The organism is Streptomyces sp. BR1 (assembly GCF_052373795.1).
Lineage (GTDB): Bacteria > Actinomycetota > Actinomycetes > Streptomycetales > Streptomycetaceae > Streptomyces.
On the sequence record NZ_CM126252.1, the window covers coordinates 1490787 to 1510785 of the forward strand.

The 19999-nt window shown below is 71.0% G+C and carries 15 protein-coding genes; 3 read left to right on the forward strand and 12 right to left on the reverse strand.

All coding sequences use genetic code 11. The features are described 5' to 3' along the window. Nucleotide 1 precedes the first annotated feature (1 nt). The 3 genes from ACT1U9_RS06110 to ACT1U9_RS06120 form a co-directional block, all read right to left on the reverse strand. Entirely contained in the window at nucleotides 2–1546 is a 1545-nt protein-coding gene (locus ACT1U9_RS06110; protein ID WP_444537353.1) for a PH domain-containing protein, read from the reverse strand. Beyond that, nucleotides 1543–1956: a PH domain-containing protein gene (locus tag ACT1U9_RS06115; RefSeq protein ID WP_444537354.1), complete on the reverse strand. Its 414-nt coding sequence runs from the start codon at nucleotides 1954–1956 to the stop codon at nucleotides 1543–1545. The genes ACT1U9_RS06110 and ACT1U9_RS06115 overlap by 4 nt, the downstream gene beginning before the upstream one ends. A 140-nt stretch (nucleotides 1957–2096) precedes the next feature. Further along, nucleotides 2097–2657, reverse strand: coding sequence for a hypothetical protein (locus ACT1U9_RS06120; RefSeq protein WP_444537355.1), 561 nt, complete (start codon nucleotides 2655–2657; stop codon nucleotides 2097–2099). 271 nt (nucleotides 2658–2928) lie between these two features. Here ACT1U9_RS06120 and ACT1U9_RS06125 point away from each other — a divergent pair, with 271 nt between their 5' ends. Beyond that, the gene (locus tag ACT1U9_RS06125; RefSeq protein ID WP_444537356.1) at nucleotides 2929–4179 is read left to right on the forward strand and encodes a sensor histidine kinase; all 1251 of its coding nucleotides are present in this window, start codon (nucleotides 2929–2931) and stop codon (nucleotides 4177–4179) included. Next, nucleotides 4169–4810, forward strand: coding sequence for a response regulator (locus ACT1U9_RS06130; protein WP_444537357.1), 642 nt, complete (start codon nucleotides 4169–4171; stop codon nucleotides 4808–4810). The genes ACT1U9_RS06125 and ACT1U9_RS06130 overlap by 11 nt, the downstream gene beginning before the upstream one ends. A 10-nt stretch (nucleotides 4811–4820) precedes the next feature. On the opposite strand, the gene ACT1U9_RS06135 is transcribed toward ACT1U9_RS06130, so the two are convergent. From ACT1U9_RS06135 to ACT1U9_RS06175, 9 genes are all read right to left on the reverse strand, one after another. Further along, entirely contained in the window at nucleotides 4821–7700 is a 2880-nt protein-coding gene (locus ACT1U9_RS06135; protein WP_444537358.1) for an AAA family ATPase, read from the reverse strand. 234 nt (nucleotides 7701–7934) lie between these two features. Further along, nucleotides 7935–8702 (reverse strand): thioesterase II family protein, encoded by a 768-nt coding sequence (locus tag ACT1U9_RS06140; RefSeq protein ID WP_444539022.1) that lies wholly within the window; start codon nucleotides 8700–8702, stop codon nucleotides 7935–7937. 572 nt (nucleotides 8703–9274) lie between these two features. Continuing rightward, nucleotides 9275–10822 carry an MFS transporter gene (locus ACT1U9_RS06145; RefSeq protein ID WP_444537359.1) on the reverse strand — a complete coding sequence of 516 codons (1548 nt, stop codon included), beginning with the start codon at nucleotides 10820–10822 and terminating at the stop codon, nucleotides 9275–9277. A 136-nt stretch (nucleotides 10823–10958) separates the two neighbouring features. Then, nucleotides 10959–11669: a GntR family transcriptional regulator gene (locus ACT1U9_RS06150; protein ID WP_188275368.1), complete on the reverse strand. Its 711-nt coding sequence runs from the start codon at nucleotides 11667–11669 to the stop codon at nucleotides 10959–10961. Nucleotides 11670–11730: 61 nt separating this feature from the next. Then, entirely contained in the window at nucleotides 11731–12663 is a 933-nt protein-coding gene (locus tag ACT1U9_RS06155; RefSeq protein WP_444537360.1) for an ornithine cyclodeaminase family protein, read from the reverse strand. Beyond that, nucleotides 12660–13661: a proline racemase family protein gene (locus ACT1U9_RS06160; RefSeq protein ID WP_444537361.1), complete on the reverse strand. Its 1002-nt coding sequence runs from the start codon at nucleotides 13659–13661 to the stop codon at nucleotides 12660–12662. The genes ACT1U9_RS06155 and ACT1U9_RS06160 overlap by 4 nt, the downstream gene beginning before the upstream one ends. A gap of 37 nt (nucleotides 13662–13698) precedes the next feature. Further along, the gene (locus tag ACT1U9_RS06165; RefSeq protein WP_444537362.1) at nucleotides 13699–14628 is read right to left on the reverse strand and encodes a dihydrodipicolinate synthase family protein; all 930 of its coding nucleotides are present in this window, start codon (nucleotides 14626–14628) and stop codon (nucleotides 13699–13701) included. A gap of 108 nt (nucleotides 14629–14736) precedes the next feature. Further along, the gene (locus ACT1U9_RS06170) at nucleotides 14737–15870 is read right to left on the reverse strand and encodes an NAD(P)/FAD-dependent oxidoreductase (protein WP_444537363.1); all 1134 of its coding nucleotides are present in this window, start codon (nucleotides 15868–15870) and stop codon (nucleotides 14737–14739) included. 79 nt (nucleotides 15871–15949) lie between these two features. Next, a complete protein-coding gene (locus ACT1U9_RS06175) occupies nucleotides 15950–18307 on the reverse strand; it encodes a collagenase (RefSeq protein WP_444539023.1) in 2358 nt (785 codons plus the stop codon). 240 nt (nucleotides 18308–18547) lie between these two features. Between ACT1U9_RS06175 and ACT1U9_RS06180 the strand changes: the two genes are divergently transcribed. Then, complete coding sequence (locus tag ACT1U9_RS06180) at nucleotides 18548–19933, forward strand: aminopeptidase P family protein (protein ID WP_444537364.1); 1386 nt, start codon at nucleotides 18548–18550, stop codon at nucleotides 19931–19933. The last annotated feature ends 66 nt before the right edge of the window (nucleotides 19934–19999 follow it).

The window sequence follows — 19999 nt, forward strand, 5'->3', positions numbered from 1 at the left end:
GTCAGCTGCGGGGGACCCGCTCGACGAAGGGGGCCAGCAGCCCGGGTACGGCCTCCTCGGCGAAGACGAGGCCGTGGCCGACGGAGACGTCGCGGACCTTGTAACTGCCGTCGCCCGCGGCGGTGGTGGCGCCCAGGGTGAGCAGTCCGTTGCGGCGCTGGAAGTAGGAGCGGGTGATGTTCCAGCCGACGACTCCGTCGCGCTGGAGCGCCGCCGTGCGGTGGGCGAACGTTCCGGCGCGCACGATGATGTAGCGGTCGTGGATGCCGTGCCCGAGGGTGCGGTAGGCGTCGTCGGCGAGGGCGAGGACGATCGGCAGTCCGGCGAGCGCCGTGATCCAGGCGGCGTGCACCAGGATGGGGGTCAGCCACAGGCCCAGCCCCAGCAGGATCGCCACGACGGGCACGAGGACCATCAGACCGCGGTTGATGCGGCGGCGGCGGGCCGCGCGCGGGTGCCCGGTCAGCCTGGTGGTCTCGGTGGGGGACTCCGCCTCGGCGAGGACGTCGGCGGCGACGCGCAGCGCCTCGTCCCTGGGCACGGGCGGGGTCAGGGCGCGGCGGCTGCGGTTCTCCTCGTCGGTGCCGAGGCCGCTGGCGATGGCGTTGAGGCGGGCGCCGCCCGCCCAGCGCAGCAGCATCGGTTCGACGATCTCGACGCCGCGCAGCCGGCGCTCCTCCATGGTGACCGAGCGGGAGATCAGCAGCCCGCGCCGGACCCGGAAGACACCGTCCTGCTCGCGCTCCAGGCGGAAGTTCGCCCAGGAGTCCACGAAGGCGGCGGTGGAGACCGCGACGCCCACGACGACGGTGAGCACGATCGTGACGATGACGCCGAACCACAGGGGTACGGAACCGAAGCGGTGCTCGATGTCCTTGACGAGGGAGAGGTCGAGCGGGTCGATCTTCATCTCGTGCAGGGTGCGGTAGGCGCTGGCGACGCCGAGGAAGACGGTGCCGACGCCCCAGACGGTGAGGGGCGCGTACCGCAGCCAGGCCCAGTCCATCTGCACGATGGTGGTGTCCTCGTCCCGGCCGGTGACGGCGCCGGAGCCGCGCCGGTCGAGCAGCTGCCGGCGCAGCTCCGATGCCTGCTGCCTGGTGATGCCGTCCAGCGAGAGCTTGCGGCTGGAGGAGGAGACCTGCTCGCCGGTGCCGATGGCCAGCGAGGTCAGCCCGAAGATGCGGTGCACCGGCTTGGCGTCGAGGTCGATGCTCCGGATGCGGTCGACGGGGACCGAGCGGTGGCTGCGGAAGAGCAGCCCGGAGCGCAGTTCGATGCGTTCGCCGTCGACCCGGTAGCGGGTGGTGAGCAGCCGCATCGTGCTGATCCCGGTGATCACGAGGAAGGTGATCACCAGGGAGCCGAGGGTGATGAGCGCCTGGAGGTTGGCGCCGGTCAGGACGGTGGTGATGACGAAGAGGGCGACGGGCCCGCCCAGCATGCCGAGGTTGACCGCCAGCAGGCGGGGGCTGAGCCTGCTCCACCCGGCGGCGTCCACGGGGCCGGTGCCGGTGGTCTCCCGCCGCTCGGTGTACTGGCTCATGTCGCGTCTCCCGGCGTGGCCTGGGTGCACTTGGTGAGGTGTTCGACGACTTCCTGCGCGGTGCGGTGGTCGATGCCCTTGATCTTCACGGCGCTGGAGGAGGAGGCGGTGGTGACGGTGATCCCGGAGAGGCCGAAGAGCTGCTGGAGCGGGCCCCGCAGGGTGTCCACGGTCTGGACGCGGGAGAGCGGTACGACCCGCCAGCGCTGCCAGAGCCAGCCGGATGCCGCGTAGACGGCGTCCTCGGTGGTCTCCCAGCGGTGCACCCGGTAGCGCCAGGCCGGCATGATCGCCATGTAGGCGAGGCCCGGTACGAGCGAGATCAGGAAGGCCCAGCCGAAGAAGAGCCGAGCGGGCGGGATGGCGAGGTACAGCACGCCGAAGACGATCGGCAGGGGCAGGGCGAACATCGCCGACTGGAGCGTCCACCAGCCGAGTGCCCGGCTTTCGACACGATTACGGGGGGGCCTGAGCCTCACATCATCCATGCGCTCCACTGCTTCACCCTAGCTTTGAGATGATCACACACCGACCGGACCTGACGGCCCCTTCAGTGCGTCCTGGCGGAAGTTCCCTGGGCCGCAGCGGTGTTGCCGGCGGCCGGGGCGCCCTGGGCGAGCAGCCGGCGGCGCCTGGCGAGCAGCACGGCGGTCCGGGTCAGCACCATGGACAGGGACATGAAGACGAAGGCGTTGGAGTAGACGTCCTGGCCGCTGAGCTTCTGGTCGATGCTGAAACGCATGATGCCGTCGGCGAACCAGTGCTCCGAACCGTAGGCGAAGGCCACCCGCCCGGCGGACAGCACGATCCACACCAGCGCGTAGCCGATACCGCCCTTGGTGACGATCTCGCCGGCGGAGTTCCGGTGGGCCGGGAGCAGCGCGGCGGCGATCAGACCGGAGATGACACCGGCTCCGATGCCCGCCAGCTGGAGCGAGGGGTCGTTGCCGTCGAGCGGCAGCGAGTGCACGAAGGCCGCGATGACGATGACGACCGCGAGGATCGAGCGCAGCACCCGCATGTTGGTGACCTTGCGGGTGCCGAGGTCGGTCGAGAGAATAATGATCAGAATCGTTCCGCTGGCGATCAGTGCGATCAAGAACTGGCTCATGGGGCGGGCCTCTTCCTCTTCCTGTCCCTCGGCAGTGCCCGTCGGTGCTGATCCGGTGCGGCCGCTGCTGGTCGTTGCTCCTGGTGCGGTGGGGCTCCGCGCCGCCGGGCGCCGCCCCTTTCCTCTGCCTTCAACGCTAGGCGCGGGGCAGGGGCCGTGGCGCCAACTGACCGGTGGGACCGGCTGTCAACCGACCGGTGGACACGGCGTACGCCTCCGCCCCGCACCTCCGCCGTCGTGAAGCGGCCGCGGTGGTGATAGGACTGGTGCGGTGAGCACTGCAAACCGGCCGGACGAAACAGCTGTTGGCCTGGATCCTTCCCCTGAGGCGGGTGACCGCTGGTTCGGCCTGTGGGACGCCTTCTTCGCCGTCTCCTACGCCGTCACCACCATGCTGCTGTTCACCTCCGCGAGTGAGCAGGTCCACCGTGCCGTCGCGATGGCGGCGCTGACCGTGGCCGTGCCCTGGTACGCGGCCCTCGGGCGTACCGCGATGCGCCGGCAGGGCGAGGGACAGAGCGTCACCGGCACCGTCTTCTCCATCGGCCTTTTCCTGCTGTTCACGGTGGCCGTCTTCGGCGACCTGGCCGCGTCGTTCGCCCTGTTCGCCGTCGTTCCGATGCTGATGATGAGCCTCGCGATCTCCCGGGCGATCCCCGTGGTCATGCTGGCCAACCTGATGCCGGCCATCGTGGTCTGGCTGCACGGGGGCACGCTGGACAGCGAGATCATGGCCGTGCTGCCCACCTCGCTGCTTGGCATCGCCCTGTCGGTCATGCTCGGGCTGTGGATCACCCGGGTGACCCGGCAGAGCCGGGAACGGGCGGGGCTGATCGAGGAGCTGCACCGCAACCGCGAGCGCGTCGCACGGCTCTCGCGCGAGGCCGGGGTGTCCGCCGAGCGCGAGCGGCTGGCCCGGGAGATCCACGACACCCTCGCCCAGGGGCTCACCAGCATCATCAGCCTCATCCAGGCCGCGGAGAGCGACTTCACGGCCGAACCGGAACGAGCCAGGTCGCACCTGGGTCTTGCGGGCCGCGTGGCGTGGGAAAGCCTCGCCGAGGCCCGTGAGTTCGTCGCCGAGCTCACCCCGCCGGCGCTGCGCGAGTCCTCTCTGGTGCAGGCGGCGCGCAGGCAGGCCGAGGGCCTGACCGCCCAGACCGGCATGCGCGCGGACGTCACCGTCGAGGGCCCCGAGCGGGAACTGCCGATGGCGCTCAGCGTCGTCCTGCTGCGCTCCCTGCAGGAGGCCGTCTCCAACATCCGCAAGCACGCGAGCGGCGCGCGCACCGCCGAGATCCGGCTGCTGTACGCACCGGACACCGTGCGGCTGCTCGTACGCGACGACGGCCCCGGCTTCACCGCCGCCGAGGACCAGCAGGGCTTCGGGCTGCGCGGGATGCAGGCCCGCGCGCAGGAGATCAGCGGAGTGGTGACCGTGGACAGCTGCCCCGGGAAGGGCACCACCATCAAGATCACCGTGCCGGTGCCCGCGAACGGAGAGGAAGCCGATGCATTCTGAAGCGCCCCGGAAGGAGATCACCGTGATGCTGGTCGACGACCACCCGGTGGTCCGCGAGGGGCTGAGCTCGATGCTCCAGTCCGCCGAAGGCGTGAGCGTCGTGGGACAGGCGGGCTCGGGCGAGGAAGCGGTCGCGATGGTCGACAAGCTCACTCCCGACATCGTCCTGCTGGATCTGCGGATGGGCGGCATGGACGGGGTGGAGACGACGGGTCACCTGCTGCGCGTGTCCCCGGACACCAAGGTCGTGATCGTGACGACGTACGAGAGCGACACCGACATCCTGCGGGCCGTGGAGGCGGGCGCGGCGGGCTACCTGCTCAAGGGCAGCTCACGCGACGACCTGGTCAACGCGGTGAAGGCGGCGGCCCGCGGCGAGACGGTCCTGACCCCGTCACTGGCCCCCAAGCTCTTCCGCGCCCGGGTGGTGGAGCCGCCCGCGCTCTCCGACCGCGAACGCGAGGTGCTCCAGTTGGTCAGCCTGGGCCTGACCAACGCGGACATCGGCCGGCGCCTGTTCATCAGCGAGGCGACGGTGAAGACCCACCTGCTGCGGTCCTTCAAGAAGCTCTCGGTCTCGGACCGGACGGCCGCTGTGATCACCGCGCTGGAGCGGGGTCTGCTGAGCTGAGAGCCTGGTATCAGGCGACGCCCGGCAGGCTCATGTCCGACAGCCTGGCGGGCAGATCGCGCCGCCGCTTGACCGCCAGTTTCCGGTAGATCCGGGTCAGATGCTGCTCGACCGTGGAGACGGTGACGTACAGCTTGGTCGCTATCTCACGGTTGGTGTGCCCGCGCGCCGCGAGGAGGGCCACCCGGGTCTCCGCCTCCGAGAGGACCTCGGTCTCCTTGGCGGGCTCCGCCTCCCGGCCGCCCTGAGCGGGCGGCTCGCCGTCGCCCTGCCCCGGCATGAACTGCTGGCACAGCGGTTCGGCGCCACAGGACTTGGCGATGTGCCACGCCCTGCGCACCAGCATCCGGGCCCGGTTGAAGTCACCGGTCGCACGATAGCCGCGCCCCAGCTCGCCCAGCGCGGTGGCGAGTTGCAGCCGGTCCTCGCCCTCCTCCAGTGTCTCCACCGCCTCGGTGAGCCGCTTGAGCCGGTACTTGAGGTCGCCCCCGGTACGGGCGAGCAGGAGCAGCAGGGAGCCGTGCGGGCGGTTGCCCACGTCGCCCCCCTCGCGCCGCGTCTGCTCCTCGACGTACTCGCGGGCGCGCTCGGGTTTGCCCAGGGCCAGCCAGGCTTCGGCGGCGTCCAGGCGCCAGGGCAGCAGCCGCACGGCGTCCATGTCCCACGACTGCATCAGCTCGCCGCAGATCAGGAAGTCGCGCAGGGCGGCGTGGTAACGGCCGGTGGCAAGGTGGCAGCGACCGCGGGCCCGGAGGTACTGCAGCCCCGGGAGGGTGTCGAACATCGCCTCGGGAACGGGCTGTTCGAGCAGTGCCATGGCCTCCTCGTGGTTGCCCATGTGCAGCGCGGCCTCGATCCGGATGGCGAGCGGCAGCGCGACTCCCACGCCCCAGCTCTGCGTCGAGATCCGGTCCATGGCCTGCCGGGCCTGGCTCGCCGCGCCGGGCAGGTCGCCCCGGCGCAGCGCGATCTCGGCCCGCACGACACCGAGGGCGGCCTGCCAGGTCGGCGCGTTGCGGGCGGCGCACTCGTCCAGCAGCCGCTCGCACCAGGCGAGGGCGATGTCGAGGCGCCCGGCGTAGACGAGGGCCAGCAGTGCGAAGACGAGCGGCTGGAGGGTGCCGTCGTTGAGGTGGAAGCGCTGGAGGACCCCGATGGCGCCGCGGACGGCGGCCTCCGCCCCGGCCCGGTCGCCGCGCAGGGCGCTGCGCACGGCGGCGGCGGACTGGACGTAGGCGTTGTCGGCCATGTCGTAAGGGACGGCGAGCACGGAGGCGGTCGGCGCACCGGCGGTGGCGAAGGCCGTCCCGCTCGCACCGGCCGCGCCCGCGGACAGCGTCCCCGGCACGTCGAAGGCCTCGAACAGGGCGCTGAGGGGCGGGCTGACCATCGTCAGCCAGCTCTGCGCGGCCACGAGCGCGGACGGTGAGTACGACGGGCTCCGCTCGTCCTGCCGCAGCCGCAGGAGGGCCTCCCCGGCCGTACGCGCCTCCCCCGCCCACACCAGCAGGGACACGGCCTGGACGAGGTCGCGGTCGGAGAGCCCGCCGACGGCGAGTTCGCGCGAGAGCTGGCGCAGATGACCTTCCGCGGCGGCCGGGCAGCTGCGCCACGCGATGCTGACCAGGCGGGACTTCAGAGCGGCGTGCCGGGGCCCCTCGGGGCAGGAGGCGACGGCGAGTTCGCCGCAGCGCAGGGCGAGTTCGTGATTGTCGTCGACAAGGGCGTACTCGGCCGCCTCCTGGAGCACGGGGATCGCCCAGTCCTCGACGTTCCTGCGGACGGCCAGGAGGTGGCGGGCCACGACGAGGGCGGGCGCTCCCTCCTGGTGCAGCAGCTTCGCGGCGCGCAGGTGCAGGGCCGACAGCGCGGTGGCCGGGACCGCTTCGAGGACGGCGGTGCGCGCCGCCGGGTCACGGAAGGCCCGGTCGTGCAGGACCCCGCACCGGTTGAGGTCCTGGACGGCCTGTTCGGTGGCCTTGACGTGCAGGCCGACGATCCGGCTGAGCAGGAGGGCGGAGCCGGAGTCGCCGAGTACGGCGATTCCCCGGGCGACCGTGAGCAGTTCGGGGTCGCCGCGGTGCAGGCAGTCGAGTACGGCCTGCCCGTAGGTCTCGGCGGGGACGAGCCGCTGGAACGGTTCGCTGTCGCCGAGCGCCGTGAGCCCGTCCTCCAGGAGCGCCCGCACCAGCAACGGGTTGCCGCCGGTGGTTTCCAGGCACTCGGCGGACAGCCGCTGCGCCGTCGACGGCGAGAAGCGGTCGCCGAGCACGCGGGCCGCACCGTGCGCGGTGAGCAGCGGCAGCCGGAGGCTGGTGCAGTTGGGCTGGCGCTGGAGCTCGGCGTGGAAGGCGAGTTGCGCGGGCCGCAGCCGGACGGCCTCGGTGAGAACGATCAGTACGCCCGCCTGCCGCACCCGGCGGGCCAGGCACAGCAGGAAGTGGAGGGAGAGCTCGTCGCCGTGGTGGACGTCGTCGACGGCGATGACGACGGTGCGGTCCCGGGCGACCCGCAGCAGCGCGGTGGAGACACTCGGCATGATCCGCATGCCCGCCTCAAGCGCACCCTCGGCATCGGTCGCCTCGGCCAGGACACCGTCGAGCAGTGCGGCCACGTGGTCGTGGATCTCCGGCGACAACGGGGCAACGTTGTCAAGGATCCTGCGCAGAATTCCAAAGGGAAGATAGCCCTCCGCCCGGGAGCCCGCGGCTTCGAGGACCAGCGCGCCCGCGGCGATCGCCTCTTCCGTGAAGCTTTCCAGCAGGCTCGTTTTCCCACTGGCGACCGGACCACTGATGACGGCGACCCGCCCCCGGCCGCGCATCGCGCTGCCGAGCAATTCATTGAGTGTGCCGAACTGCTTCTCACGCTCGACCAGCCTTGCCGTCACCGACGGACGTCCTTTCCCCCGAGCTGTATGACTTCCGAAGACTTTTCGAGGGTCCTCGGCCCGCGCTTTACACATCCCCGGTCCATGAGCAGTGCACTGGCACCCCGAATGCCCCGCCGGGCCGTCACCGCGGCCCACCTGCTCCTCGACCCGTACGGCTGCCCGGTCCGGCGTCCGTACGGGGTACTAAAAAGACCGAGCGACCGGTTTTCCCTGGCTTTCCGCGGCCTTTGGTCAGCCCTTCCGGGCGGCCTTGGAGAGCTCTTCGGAAACTATCTTCAGTATCTCCGGCTGATGATTCGCCAAAAAGAAGTGGCCGCCGTGGAAACGGTGAATGTCGAATCCACCGGTGGTGTGCGCCTCCCAGGCGTCCGCCTCTTCCCGGCTGGTCCTCGGGTCGGCTTCCCCGGTCATGACCGTGATGGGAGTTTTCACGGTGTCCTCGATCGCGGCACGGTAATTCTCGATCGCGGTGTAGTCGGTGCGGATGGCAGGCAGCACCATACGAAGGATTTCCTCGTCACCGAGGATCCTCGAATCGGTTCCGCTCAGTTCCCGCATTTCCGCCACGATGCCGTCGTCGTCGCGCAGATGGACGGTCTCGGGCCGATGGCTCGACGGAGACCGCCGCCCGGACGCGAAGACCCGTACGGGCTGGATCCCGTGGTCGCGCTCCAGCCTGCGCGTGACCTCGAAGGCCAGCGCCGCGCCCATGCTGTGGCCGAAGAACGCCGTCGGCCGGTCGAGCCACGGCAGGAGCGCCGAGGTCAGCGCATCGGCGAAGGCGCCGAGGTCGGTGAACCCGGGCTCGTCCCTGCGGTCCTGCCTGCCCGGGTACTGCACCGACAGAACGTCCACGGCCGGCGCCAGCGACTGGGACATGGGGAAGAAGAAGGGGGCCGATCCACCGGCGTGCGGCAGGCAGACCAGCCTGATCGGACTCGCGTCCGAGGCGTGATAGCGGCGGATCCAGCGGCTGTTGTTTTGCTGTTCAATCAACAGACTAAAACTTCCTGTGAAGTTCCAGGACGCAGTCGCAGCGTTCGGAACCCTCGAACGCTTTCGTACGTACTCACGTTTCGGTGAGTCCATGTCTAGCAGATCGGTCAAACTAGGGGGTACCCCTACTCGGACCGAACCCCTCCGCCCCGGAAGCGACGTAGGGGGTACCCCTGCATTGGCCGAAACCCTCGCCCAGGGCGATGATCGGCCGCGCGGGAAGCCCTGCCCGGGTGGGGTACCGATCGGGGCACCACCCCCCGGATCCCGGGGTTCCGGTCGCTTGTTCCCGCACCGCTCCGGACGTCGCCGGACTTCCGCACCGGTGGCTTGAAGAGGACCATCACGGTTTTCCGGTCGGCGTGTTTTTTTTACCATCGCTTTGTACTCTCAGCACAATTCCGTCACGCCGCGTTGGCAATCTTGTCGGGATGCTGACAGTGCCTGGCGTGGTTGGCTGGCCGGAAGTCGACGGAGCTGTCCGGGCGTGAGGGGTTGGCGTGATGCCGATGCGTCCCGAAAGGTCGGCCGGGTTCCCGGTCCCCGGCCCCTGAGATCGTCCCCGCCGGGCGGCCTCAGGGGCCGGGGGTCATTCCGCCTTGGAGGCGCGCCAGGTCCGAGGGGCGGACCTGGATGGCCAGCAGGGCGATGAGCGCGGCGACGACCGCGAAGATCGCCGCCACGATGAAGGCCGTGGAGACACCGGAGGCGAGCACCTGGTCGCTCCACGGGCGCGGCAGCTGGTGCGTCCGCGCGAACGCCAGGCGCTGGGCCGGGGTGGCCTGGGCGAGGAACTTCGGGATCTGGTCGGTCGCCTCGTTGCGGCTGGCCGTGCCGAAGACCGTGACCAGGATGGACAGGCCCAGCGAACCGCCCACCTGCTGAGTGGTGTTGAGCATGCCGGTCGCCGCACCCGTCTCGTGCACGGGCACACCCGAGACGGCCATCAGTGTCAGCGAGACGAAGTTGAGGCCCATGCCGAGGCTGAAGACCAGCATCGGGCCAAGGATGCTGCCCGCGTACGTGGAGTGGATGTCGGTGAGGGTCAGCCAGGACAGTCCCGCCGCGGCCAGCAGCGAGCCGGTCACCATGAACGGTTTCGGCCCGTACTTCGGCAGCAGTTGGGAGGCGATGCCCGCGCCCACCGCGATCACCGCGCTGATCGGCAGGAAGGCCAGTCCCGTACGCAACGGGCTGAAGCCGAGGACGTTCTGCACGAAGAGCGTGAGGAAGAAGAACATGCCGAAGATCGCGGCGGCGAGGCTCAGCATCATCCCGTAGGTGCCCGCGCGGTTGCGGTCGGCGAACATGTGCAGCGGGGTGATCGGCTGCTCCGAACGCCGCTCCACCAGCACGAACGTGACCAGCAGCACCACCGCGGCGCCGAACGACGCCAGCGTGAACGGGTCGCGCCAGCCGTCTTGAGCTGCCCGGATGAAGCCGTAGACCAGCGCGACCATGCCCAGGGTCGCGGTCAGTGCTCCGACGATGTCGAAGTGGCCCGGGTGGCGTTCGGACTCCTTGATGTGCCGGGGCGTGGCCAGCACGATCAGCAGGGCGATGGGCACATTGACGAAGAACACCCAGCGCCAGTCGAGCCATTCGACGAGGATGCCGCCCGCCAGCAGACCGATCGCGCCGCCGCCCGCGGAGACCGCCGCGAACACGCCGAACGCCCGGTTGCGTTCCGGGCCTTCGGTGAACGTCGTGGTGATCAGGGCCAGCGCGGTCGGCGAGGCGATGGAGCCACCGACGCCCTGGAGGGCGCGCGCGGCGAGCAGTTCGCCGCTGTTCTGGGAGAGTCCGCCGAGCAGGGACGCGAAGGCGAAGAGCAGCACGCCGAACATGAAGACCCGGCGCCGGCCGAGGATGTCACCGGTGCGCCCGCCGAGCAGCAGCAGCCCGCCGAAGGTGAGCGTATAGGCGCTGACCACCCAGGACAGGCTGGTGGTGGAGAAGTTCAGGGCGCGCTGGATGTGCGGGAGCGCGATGTTCACGATGGTGATGTCGAGGACCACCATCAGCTGGCACGAGGCGATGACGAGCAGTGCGATCCCCTTGCCGTCGCCTCCTTCGCCGGGGGCGGCGGTATGGGTCGTGGGTGTCGGCTGCGCACTGGTCATGGCGGACCCGCCCTCGTACGAGGACAGAGGGGACAACGGGACGAACGGCGGGGGCCGTCCGGTCCACCTATCGACCCTAAGCCCGGGCCCCTGGCCTCACCAGTCGATCAAGCGCCGCCGCCCACTCGTACGCAGGTCAGCGGCCGCCCAGCGTGCGCTTCGGCCTCGGCTCCACCGGCTCGTCGCGGGCCTGGGCCCACAGCGAGCGGACATGGCTCAGGTGGCGGGCCATGCACTCCTCGGCCGCCTGGTGGTCGCCCGCCACCATCAGGTCCAGGAGCTCGATGTGCTCCTCGGCGGACGAGATCAGCTGGCCGCGCTCGTCGAGCCGGGTGAGGCCGTAGAGGCGGGAGCGCTTGCGCAGATCGCCCACGGTCTCCACCAGCCGTTCGTTGCCCGCGAGGCCGAGCAGCTGGAGGTGGAAGCGGCGGTCGGCGTCCAGATAGCCGATGAGGTTGTGGTCGCGCGCGTGGGCGACGATCTCCTCGGCGACCGGCCGCAGTTCCTCCAGCTGCTCCACGGTGGCCAGCTGTGTCACCTTGCCGACCGTGGGCACCTCGATCATCGCGCGCAGCTCGGTGTACTGGTCGAGGTCGCGCTCGCTCACCTCGGTGATGCGAAAGCCCTTGTTGCGTACGGGCTCGACCAGGCCCTCGCGCGCGAGGTCGAGCATCGCCTCGCGCACGGGGGTCGCCGAGATGCCGAAGTCGGCGGCGAGTCCGGGCGCGGAGTACACGGAGCCGGGCCGCAGTTCACCGGCGACCAGGGCCGCGCGCAGGGCGTGGGCGACCTGGTCGCGCAGGCGTTCCTGCGCGGTGATGAGATTGCGCTGTTTCAGGTCGCCCATGGCACTTCCTCCGTGAATCCGCGGAGGCTCAGCGTACAATGTCACGTTGCTCTGCCGGGTCTCAGAGCGCACGGTGCACTGCCGCCGCCACGGCCAGATCCTCCCAGGCCATGCCCACGCTTTTGAAGAGCCGGGGACGATCCGGCGGCGGTGAGATGCGGCCGGTGACGAGTTCGGCGAGCGTGCCCGCCATATGGTCCGGCCCGATCACCCCCTCGGCGAGCGGCACGAGCAGATCGCCCGCCTCGCGCAGGGCCGCCGCCCGCGACTCCACGTACACCGCCGAGCGCCGTACAAGGGTCGAGTCCGTCTCGCGGGCGTCCGCCTCGTGCGAGCCGACCGCGACCACGGTGGCCCGCTCCCCCACCAGCGCCCCGTCGAACAGCGGCTCGCGCGCGGTGGTGCAGCAGATGACGAGGTCCGCGTCGGCGACATCGGCGGGGGTGCCGCCGCGCGCCTCGACGCCGAGCGTACGGGCGTACGCCACCAGCGCGTCGACGGCCTCCGCGCGCCGGGCCACCACGACGAGAGAGGTCAACTTCCGCACAGAAAGGGCTGCTTGGAGATGCCCGTACGCCTGGGGGCCGGCGCCGAACAGGACCAGGCGTTCCGCGTCCGGCTCCGCCAGGTGCTCGATGGCGACGGCGGAGACGGCCGGGGTGCGCAGGGTGCTGAGGGCCGCGCCGTCGAGGAGGGCGAGCGGCAGCAGGGTCGTGCCGTCGAGGAGCAGATAGCTGCCGGTGATCCGGGGCAGTCCGTGCGCCGGATTGGCCGGGGCGACGCCCGCGATCTTCACCCCTGCGTACGCACCTGATGCGGCGGGCATCAGCAGCAACTGTCCGGCGAGCACCGGGACATGGGTGCGCGGCGGGTCCGACTCGGGGTCGAAGCCCTCGCGCAGCACCGCCGCGATCGCCTCGGCGGCCGCGGCGGGGTCGATTAGGCGGACGATCTCGTCCGCGTCGATCGAGGGCAGCGACGCGGACCGGCTCACAGCAGGAATCCGGCCGGGAACGGGTCGGACGGGTCCAGGAAGTACTGGGCCGTCCCGGTGATCCACGCCCGTCCGGTCACCGTCGGCACCACCGCCACAAGGCCGCCGACCGTCGTCTCGTCGACGAGCCTGCCGGTGAACTCCGTACCGATGAAGGACTCGTTGACGAAGTCACGGTGGAGCGGAAGCTCGCCCCGGGCGTGCAGCTGGGCCATCCGGGCCGAGGTGCCGGTGCCGCACGGGGAGCGGTCGAACCAGCCCGGGTGGATCGCCATGGCGTGCCGGGAGCGCACGGCGTCGGAGCCGGGAGCGGTCAGATAGACGTGCTTGACGCCGCCGATCCCTGGGTTGTCGGGGTGCACCGGCCGGTCGGTCGCGTTGATGGCGTCCATGATCGCGAGCCCTGCGGCGAGCAGATCGTCCTTGCGGGCCCGCTCGAAGGGCAGGCCGAGGTCGTCGAGCTGCACGAAGGCGTAGAAGTTGCCGCCGTACGCGATGTCGTAGGTGACCGTGCCGTACCCGGGCACCTCCACCTTGCGGTCGCGCCCGAGGCAGAACGCGGGGACGTTGGTGAAGGTGACCGACTTCGCCTCGCCGTCCTCGACCCGTACGTCCACGCTCACCAGACCCGCCGGAGTGTCGAGCCGGACCGTGGTGACGGGCTCGGTCACCGCCACCATGCCCGTCTCGACCAGCACGGTCGCCACCCCGATGGTGCCGTGACCGCACATCGGCAGCAGCCCGGAGACCTCGATGAACAGGACCCCGTAGTCGGCGTCCGGCCGGGTGGGCGGCTGGAGGATCGCGCCGCTCATCGAGGCGTGGCCGCGCGGCTCGTACATCAGCAGGGTGCGCAGATGCTCCATGTGCTCGATGAAGTGGAGTCGGCGTTCCGCCATGGTGACACCGGGGATGACGCCGACCCCGCCGGTGATGACCCGGGTCGGCATGCCCTCGGTGTGCGAGTCGACGGCGTGGTAGACGTGGCGCGTACGCATGAAGTGCCCTTTCTTTTACGACAGTACGGAACTGCGGCTACCGAAGACCCTCCGCCAGCGCCTTCTCGGTGGCCGCGCGGACGGTCGACTCCTGCTCGCCGGTCAGCGCGGCGCGCGGCGGGCGGGTCGGGCCGCCGGGCCGTCCCGCGATGTCCATCGACAACTTGATGGCCTGCACGAACTCGGTCTTGGAGTCCCAGCGCAGCAGCGGGTGCAGTGACTTGTAGAGCGGCAGCGCCGCCTCCAGGTCACCGGCGACGGCGGCGCGGTAGAGCGCGGCGCAGGAGCCGGGCAGCGCGTTGGGGTACCCGGCGACCCAGCCGACCGCGCCCGCGAGGGCGAGTTCGAGGAGCACGTCGTCGGCCCCGACCAACAGGTCGAGCTCCGGCGCGAGTTCGGCGATCTCGTACGCCCGGCGCACATCTCCGCTGAACTCCTTCACCGCCACGATGGTGCCGTCGCGGTGCAGCTGCGCGAGCAGCGCGGGGGTGAGATCGACCTTGGTGTCGTACGGGTTGTTGTACGCCACCACCGGCAGCCCGGCCCGGGCGACCTCGGCGTAGTGGGCGCGGACGGCCGGCTCGTCGGCGCGGTAGGAGTTCGGCGGGAGCAGCAGGACCGAGCCCGCGCCCGCCTCGGCGGCGTGGTCGGCCCAGCGGCGCGCCTCGGCGCTGCCGTACGCGGCGACCCCGGGCATCACCCGGTCGCCGTCGCCCGCCGCCTCGATCGCCACCTCGACGACGCGGGCGCGCTCCTCGTCGCCGAGCGTCTGGTACTCGCCGAGGGAGCCGTTGGGGACGACGCCGTCGCAGCCGTTGTCGATCAGCCAGCGCACATGCGCCGCGTAGGCGTCGTAGTCGACGGACAGGTCCTCGCGCAGCGGCAGGGCGGTGGCGACCATGATCCCGCGCCAGGGCAGCCGGGCGGCGGACGAGCGGGCGGACTCGGCGGTCTGGGCAGACGTCATCGATGACTCCCTCGTGTGGTGTGTGACATTTTACTGAAGCTTCTACGGCGGCCACAAGGGCCGTACGGGGGTCATCGGACACCGCTCCCCGTTACTTCCCGGGCGCGCTCAGCTCGCGGAGGCGGGCAGCCCGTCGACGTCCACGCGCGCGAAGCGGTCGGGCCGGAACGGCCGCAGGTCGAGGGCGGGTCTCTGGCCCCGCAGCGCCGAGGCGACAAGGAGGCCGGTGCCCGGCGCGAGCCCGATGCCCGCGCCCTCGTGACCGCAGGCGTGCAGCAGCCCCGGCACCCGTGGGTCCGGGCCGATCGCGGGCAGCCGGTCCGGCAGACAGGGCCAGGAACCCCGGTACGTACGGATGGTGCGCACCCCCGCGAGGAACGGGAAGAGCGCGGCGGCCCGGCCGGACAGCCGGTGCAACCCCTCCACGGACAGGGGCCGTTCGCAGTGGGTGGCACCGATGAGGACCCGGCCCGAGGCCGTCGCCTCGACCACCGTCGCCCCTGATGCGCAGTACACCCGCTGCCGTACGACACGCGGCAGCGGTTCGGTGACCAGGGCGAAGCCGCGCCGGGGGTGTACGGGGAGGCCGGTGCCGGCGAGCGCGGCGAACTCGCCGCCCCGGATTCCGGCGGCGTTGACGACGGCCGGGGCCGACAGGTCGCCCTGCGCGGTGCGCACCCCGCGCACCCGGCCGCCCGGGCCGAGAAGGACCTCCTCGGCCTCCTCGCCGAGTCTGATGTCCGCGCCGAAATGGCGTGCCGCACGCAGGAGTTGGGCCGCCGCCTGGTCCGGGGCGACCTGGGCGTCCTGCGGGTAGTGGACGGCGCCCGCGAGGTCCGGGGCCAGATACGGCTCCAGGTCGTACATGCGGTCGGTAGTGATCTCGCGTGCGTCCACGCCCGCTTCGCGCTGCCGGGCGGCCAAGGCGCGCAGCGCCGCGAGAGCGGCCTCGTCGGGCGCCACGACGAGACCGCCCCTGCGTTCGTACTGCGTCTCCGGTGGGAGGACGTGGGCGAGGTCGCGCCAGAGTCGGGTGGACAGCAGCGCGAGGTCGAGCTCGGGACCCGGCTCCTTGTCGGAGACGAGCAGATGGCCTTCCCCCGCACCCGTGGTGCCGCCCGCGACAGGAGCACGGTCGACCACGGCGACACCGAGTCCCGAGCGACTGGCGTAGTACGCGCAGGCCGCCCCGACGACTCCGGCGCCGACGATCACGGCGTCCAGGGGGTGTCTCTTGGGCACCACAGTAATATGTCACATTCTTCTGGCGCGGCCAAGGGCCGGAGCGGTCGGTGTCACCCCGGCCCTTGGGGTCACGGCGTCAGCTGCGCAGCGGGCCCTCGCAGTGGTAAGTGGACGTGCCGCCCTGCTTGTTGGCCCAGATGTCGACGGTCCCGAAGGAGCAGTTCATGTCGGCGAAGTTGTTGGCCGCGTCCCCCGCCCGGTCGAGGAGGAAGTAGTCGACGGTCTCGGACATGTCCTCGAAGACCTGGTCGGCGTCGTTCGCGTCGCCCAGGCGAGCGGTGATCTTCCCCGTACAGATGAAGCGGTGCTTGCCCGGGTCGCCGTTGTCGACGCAGTCGGGGTTGCTGTAGGTGGCCTTGGCGAACGCCTTGCGCACGTCGGACACCTTGGAGTACCGGAGCTTGGCGTTGGGGGTGTACTTCGTGTCGGGCACGTAGAGCGTGTCCACCTTGGCTATCTGCTCGTCCAGGAACTTGTTGTACTCCGCCTGGATCTCCGCGTCGTGGCCCATCCGCTCGCGCCAGGCGTCGAAGCCCTTGGGGTCGTCGGCGCGCTCATAGCCGTACATCTCCCGCAGCTGCGACGGGTGTTCGTTCCACAGGAACTCGAAGAAGGTGCCCGCGTAGTTGTAGAAGCGGAAGCCGTCGCCGTCGTACGTGGCGTGCAGCAGCTGCTCGACGCTCATGCGCGGGCCGCCGTTCGCGGTGTCGGCGATGACGCCCTTCACCAGCGACTTGCGCACGGCTATGCCGTCGTCGCGGGTGCCGCCGTCGAAGAACTCGGCGGTTCCCTCGTCCATCGCGGTGGTGCGGTCGCCGGTGAACCAGGCGCCCTGGCCGAACAGCCCGGGCACCGCCCAGCGGCCGTTGAGGTAGTGCGTGTACTCGTGCCGGAAGAGCTCTTCGAGGGTGAGCGAGGAGTCCTGCGGGACCCGGCGCTGATAGGTGTAGAAGGTGGCGCCGTCCTCGATGTACATACCGCCGTTGGCGGTCGAGTAGCCGGTGAGGAACGGCTGGTAGACCTCGTAGTCGGCGCGCGAGGCGTACAGGTGGATGTGGAGCGTGCTGTTGGTGTCGCCCGCGAGCGGCTTGTCGGTGCCGAGCACCCGGAAGAACTGCGTCTTGACCTGCTTGCTCGCGTAGTACAGCTGGTCGACGGTGGCCCGGTCGAGCGCGGTGCGGACCTGGATGGCGCCGTTGTCGTAGCTGTACGTGTGGGTGAAGAGCTGGTTCTCGACCTGGTCCTTGCACACGTTGAAGGTGGCGCAGTCGCCGTAGAAGTTGAGCCAGGTGGCGAGCGAGATCCAGGGCGCGCTCATCTTGCCGAAGCTCTTCTCGGCGGCGGGCAGCAGCGCGCCGAGGTCGGGGACGATCCGGCTCTTGAGCGAGTCGATCTGGCCGAACCGGCCGTACTCCGACAGCGCGTCGCGCGGCACCCACTCGTTGGCCGTGCCCTTGAGGTGGGTGTAGCCGGAGAAGGCGCGGAAGGCGGCGCGGTAGGCGGGGTCGGCGGCCGCGGCGGTCTGGAACGCGGTGTCCTTGTTGCCCGGGTAGATGCCCAGGTAGTTCACCGAGAGCGCGGCGAGCACGGGACCGGCCCAGTCCGCGTTGGTGGCGGTGGTGGCTCCGGGGGCCATGGTCGCCAGGACCTTCTGGATCAGCGGCAGTTGGTACTGGCGCAGCCCGGGCGCGCTCGCCGCGTACAGCGCCTCGCGCAGGGTCTGGGCGTTCGTCGAGGTGACGTCGAAGGTGTGCGCGGCGGAGCCGAGGGCGTCGACGGCCTGGCGTATCGCCGAGAGCGTGGGCGCGTCGGAGATGTCGATCTCGTCGTGCGAGAAGTCCTGGTACGCGACCGCGTGCAGGTAGGTGAACAGCTCCAGGAGGTGGCTGCTGTTCTTGCCGTCGTGGGTGGCGGCGAGGCTCGCGGCGCGGTTGGCGACGGCCTGGACGTGGGCCCGCGACATGACCGGCGCCAGGCGCCCGTCCCAGGTCCAGATGAGGCCGCGCAGACAGCCGTCGGCGGTGACGGCCGGGTCGGTGAGGAAGTCGGCGAGGCCCTGCGGGGACAGACCGGTGATGCCGTCGAGGGTGCAGGCGACTCCGGCCGCGCGCAGGGGGGTCCGGGTCGGTGCGGCCGCCTTGGTCTGCGGGCCCGCGACGCGGCCGTCCTTGAGGCCGCCCGGGGCGGGCAGCGGCTTGGCCTTCTGCGGGACGGCCTTGCCGAGGTGCTGCACCTCGTCGAACGGGTTGGCCCCCTGGCCTGCGGAGGGGGCGGTGCGCCCGGCGAGGGCGGCGGGCAGCGCCCGGGAGACGTCCGCCCTGGCGGTGTTCGGCTGTGCGTGGGCGCCCGGGGCGAACTGCCCGGCGGTGACGAGCAGCGTCGCCGCGACGGCGGCGGAGAGCAGGGGCTTGCGCGCGGATCTGAGCTGGGACAGCTGGGACACCGAAGTCTCCTGTGTGGGAGGTGGAGTGGGGGTGGTGCTGCGGTGCGAGGAATGCGGCGCTGCGGCTCGCAGCGATGGTGCGGTCAGGCCGTGCCGCGTGAAATTCCGGAGCTCATACGGCACTTGGGGACTGACGAGCCGTAACGTGAGCTGTAACATAGTAATGTGAAATTGCACTGACAACCCCTGTGCACCACTCCTTTCCCCGCCCGTTACTCCAGGGAGCCGCTGATGACCGCGACACCGGCCCGCCCCAACACCCCGGCCAACCCGAACACCGGCAGCCATGACCTGCCTGTTTCCCCGGAGTTGGCCGCCTTCATGGCCGCCGACTGGGCGCCCTCGCCGCTGCCGGCCGACGCACGCGTGGCGGGGTTCGCCGTCACCCCGGCCCGCCGCGCACGGCTGTCCGCCCGCTTCCCCGGGGAGCGGCTGATCGTTCCGGCGGGCGAGTTGAAGGTCCGCGCCAACGACTGCGACCACCGCTTCAGACCGCACAGCGCGTACGCCTGGCTGACCGGCCTGACCGGCGAGGACCAGGTGGGCCACGTCCTGGTCCTGGAGCCGTCCGGGCCGCACGGCCATGAGGCGGTGCTGTATCTGCGCCCGCGCTCCCCGCGCGACGGCGTCAGCGACGAGTTCTACCGCGACCGGCGCTACGGCGAGTTCTGGGTCGGCCGCCGCCCCGACCTCGCCGAGACCGAACGCCTCACCGGGCTGCGCTGCGCCCACCTCGACGACCTCGGCCCAGCCGGCCGCAATGCGGCCACCGACCCCGAACTCGCGGCCGCGCTCTCCGAGTTGCGCCTGGTCAAGGACGTATGGGAGGTCGAGCAGCTGCAACTCGCGGTCGACTACACCACCGACGGATTCGAGGACGTCGTCCGCGCGCTGCCGAAGGCCTTCGCCCACGCGCGCGGTGAGCGCTGGCTGGAGGGCGTCTTCGGGCTACGCGCGCGTGCCGAGGGCAACGGCACGGGGTACGACACGATCGTCGCGTCCGGCGCCCACGCGTGCGTGCTGCACTGGATCCGCAACGACGGCCCGCTGGACCCGTCCCGCCTGCTGCTGCTCGACGCGGGCGTGGAGACCGACACCCTCTACACCGCCGACATCACCCGCACCCTCCCCCTCTCCGGCCGCTTCTCCCCCGTGCAGCGCCAGGTGTACGAACTCGTGCTCGCCGCCCAGGAGGCGGGCATGGCGGCGCTGCGGCCCGGCGCGAGCTTCCGCGACTTCCACCGCGCGGGGATGCGGGTGATCGCGGAGGGGCTGACCGAGTGGGGCGTCCTCAAGAGCCCGGACGGCGATCTGCACCGGCGCTACACGCTGTGCAGCAGCGGCCATATGCTCGGCCTCGACGTCCACGACTGCGCCAAGGCGCGTACGGAGACGTATCTGGACGGCGTCCTGGAGGAGGGCCAGGTGCTCACCGTCGAGCCGGGCCTCTACCTCCAGCCCGACGACGAGACGCTCCCCGCCGAACTGCGCGGCATGGGCGTCCGCATCGAGGACGACCTGGTCATCACGGCGGACGGCGCCCGCCTGATGTCGGGCGCGCTGCCGCGCACGGTGGCGGGGATCGAGGAGTGGATGGGGACGTTGTTGGAGGGGTGACGGGGGTGGGCGCGGGGCTGGAGTTGCGTGCGGGTGCGGCTGGAGCGCGAGCCGTGTTGGGGCGCG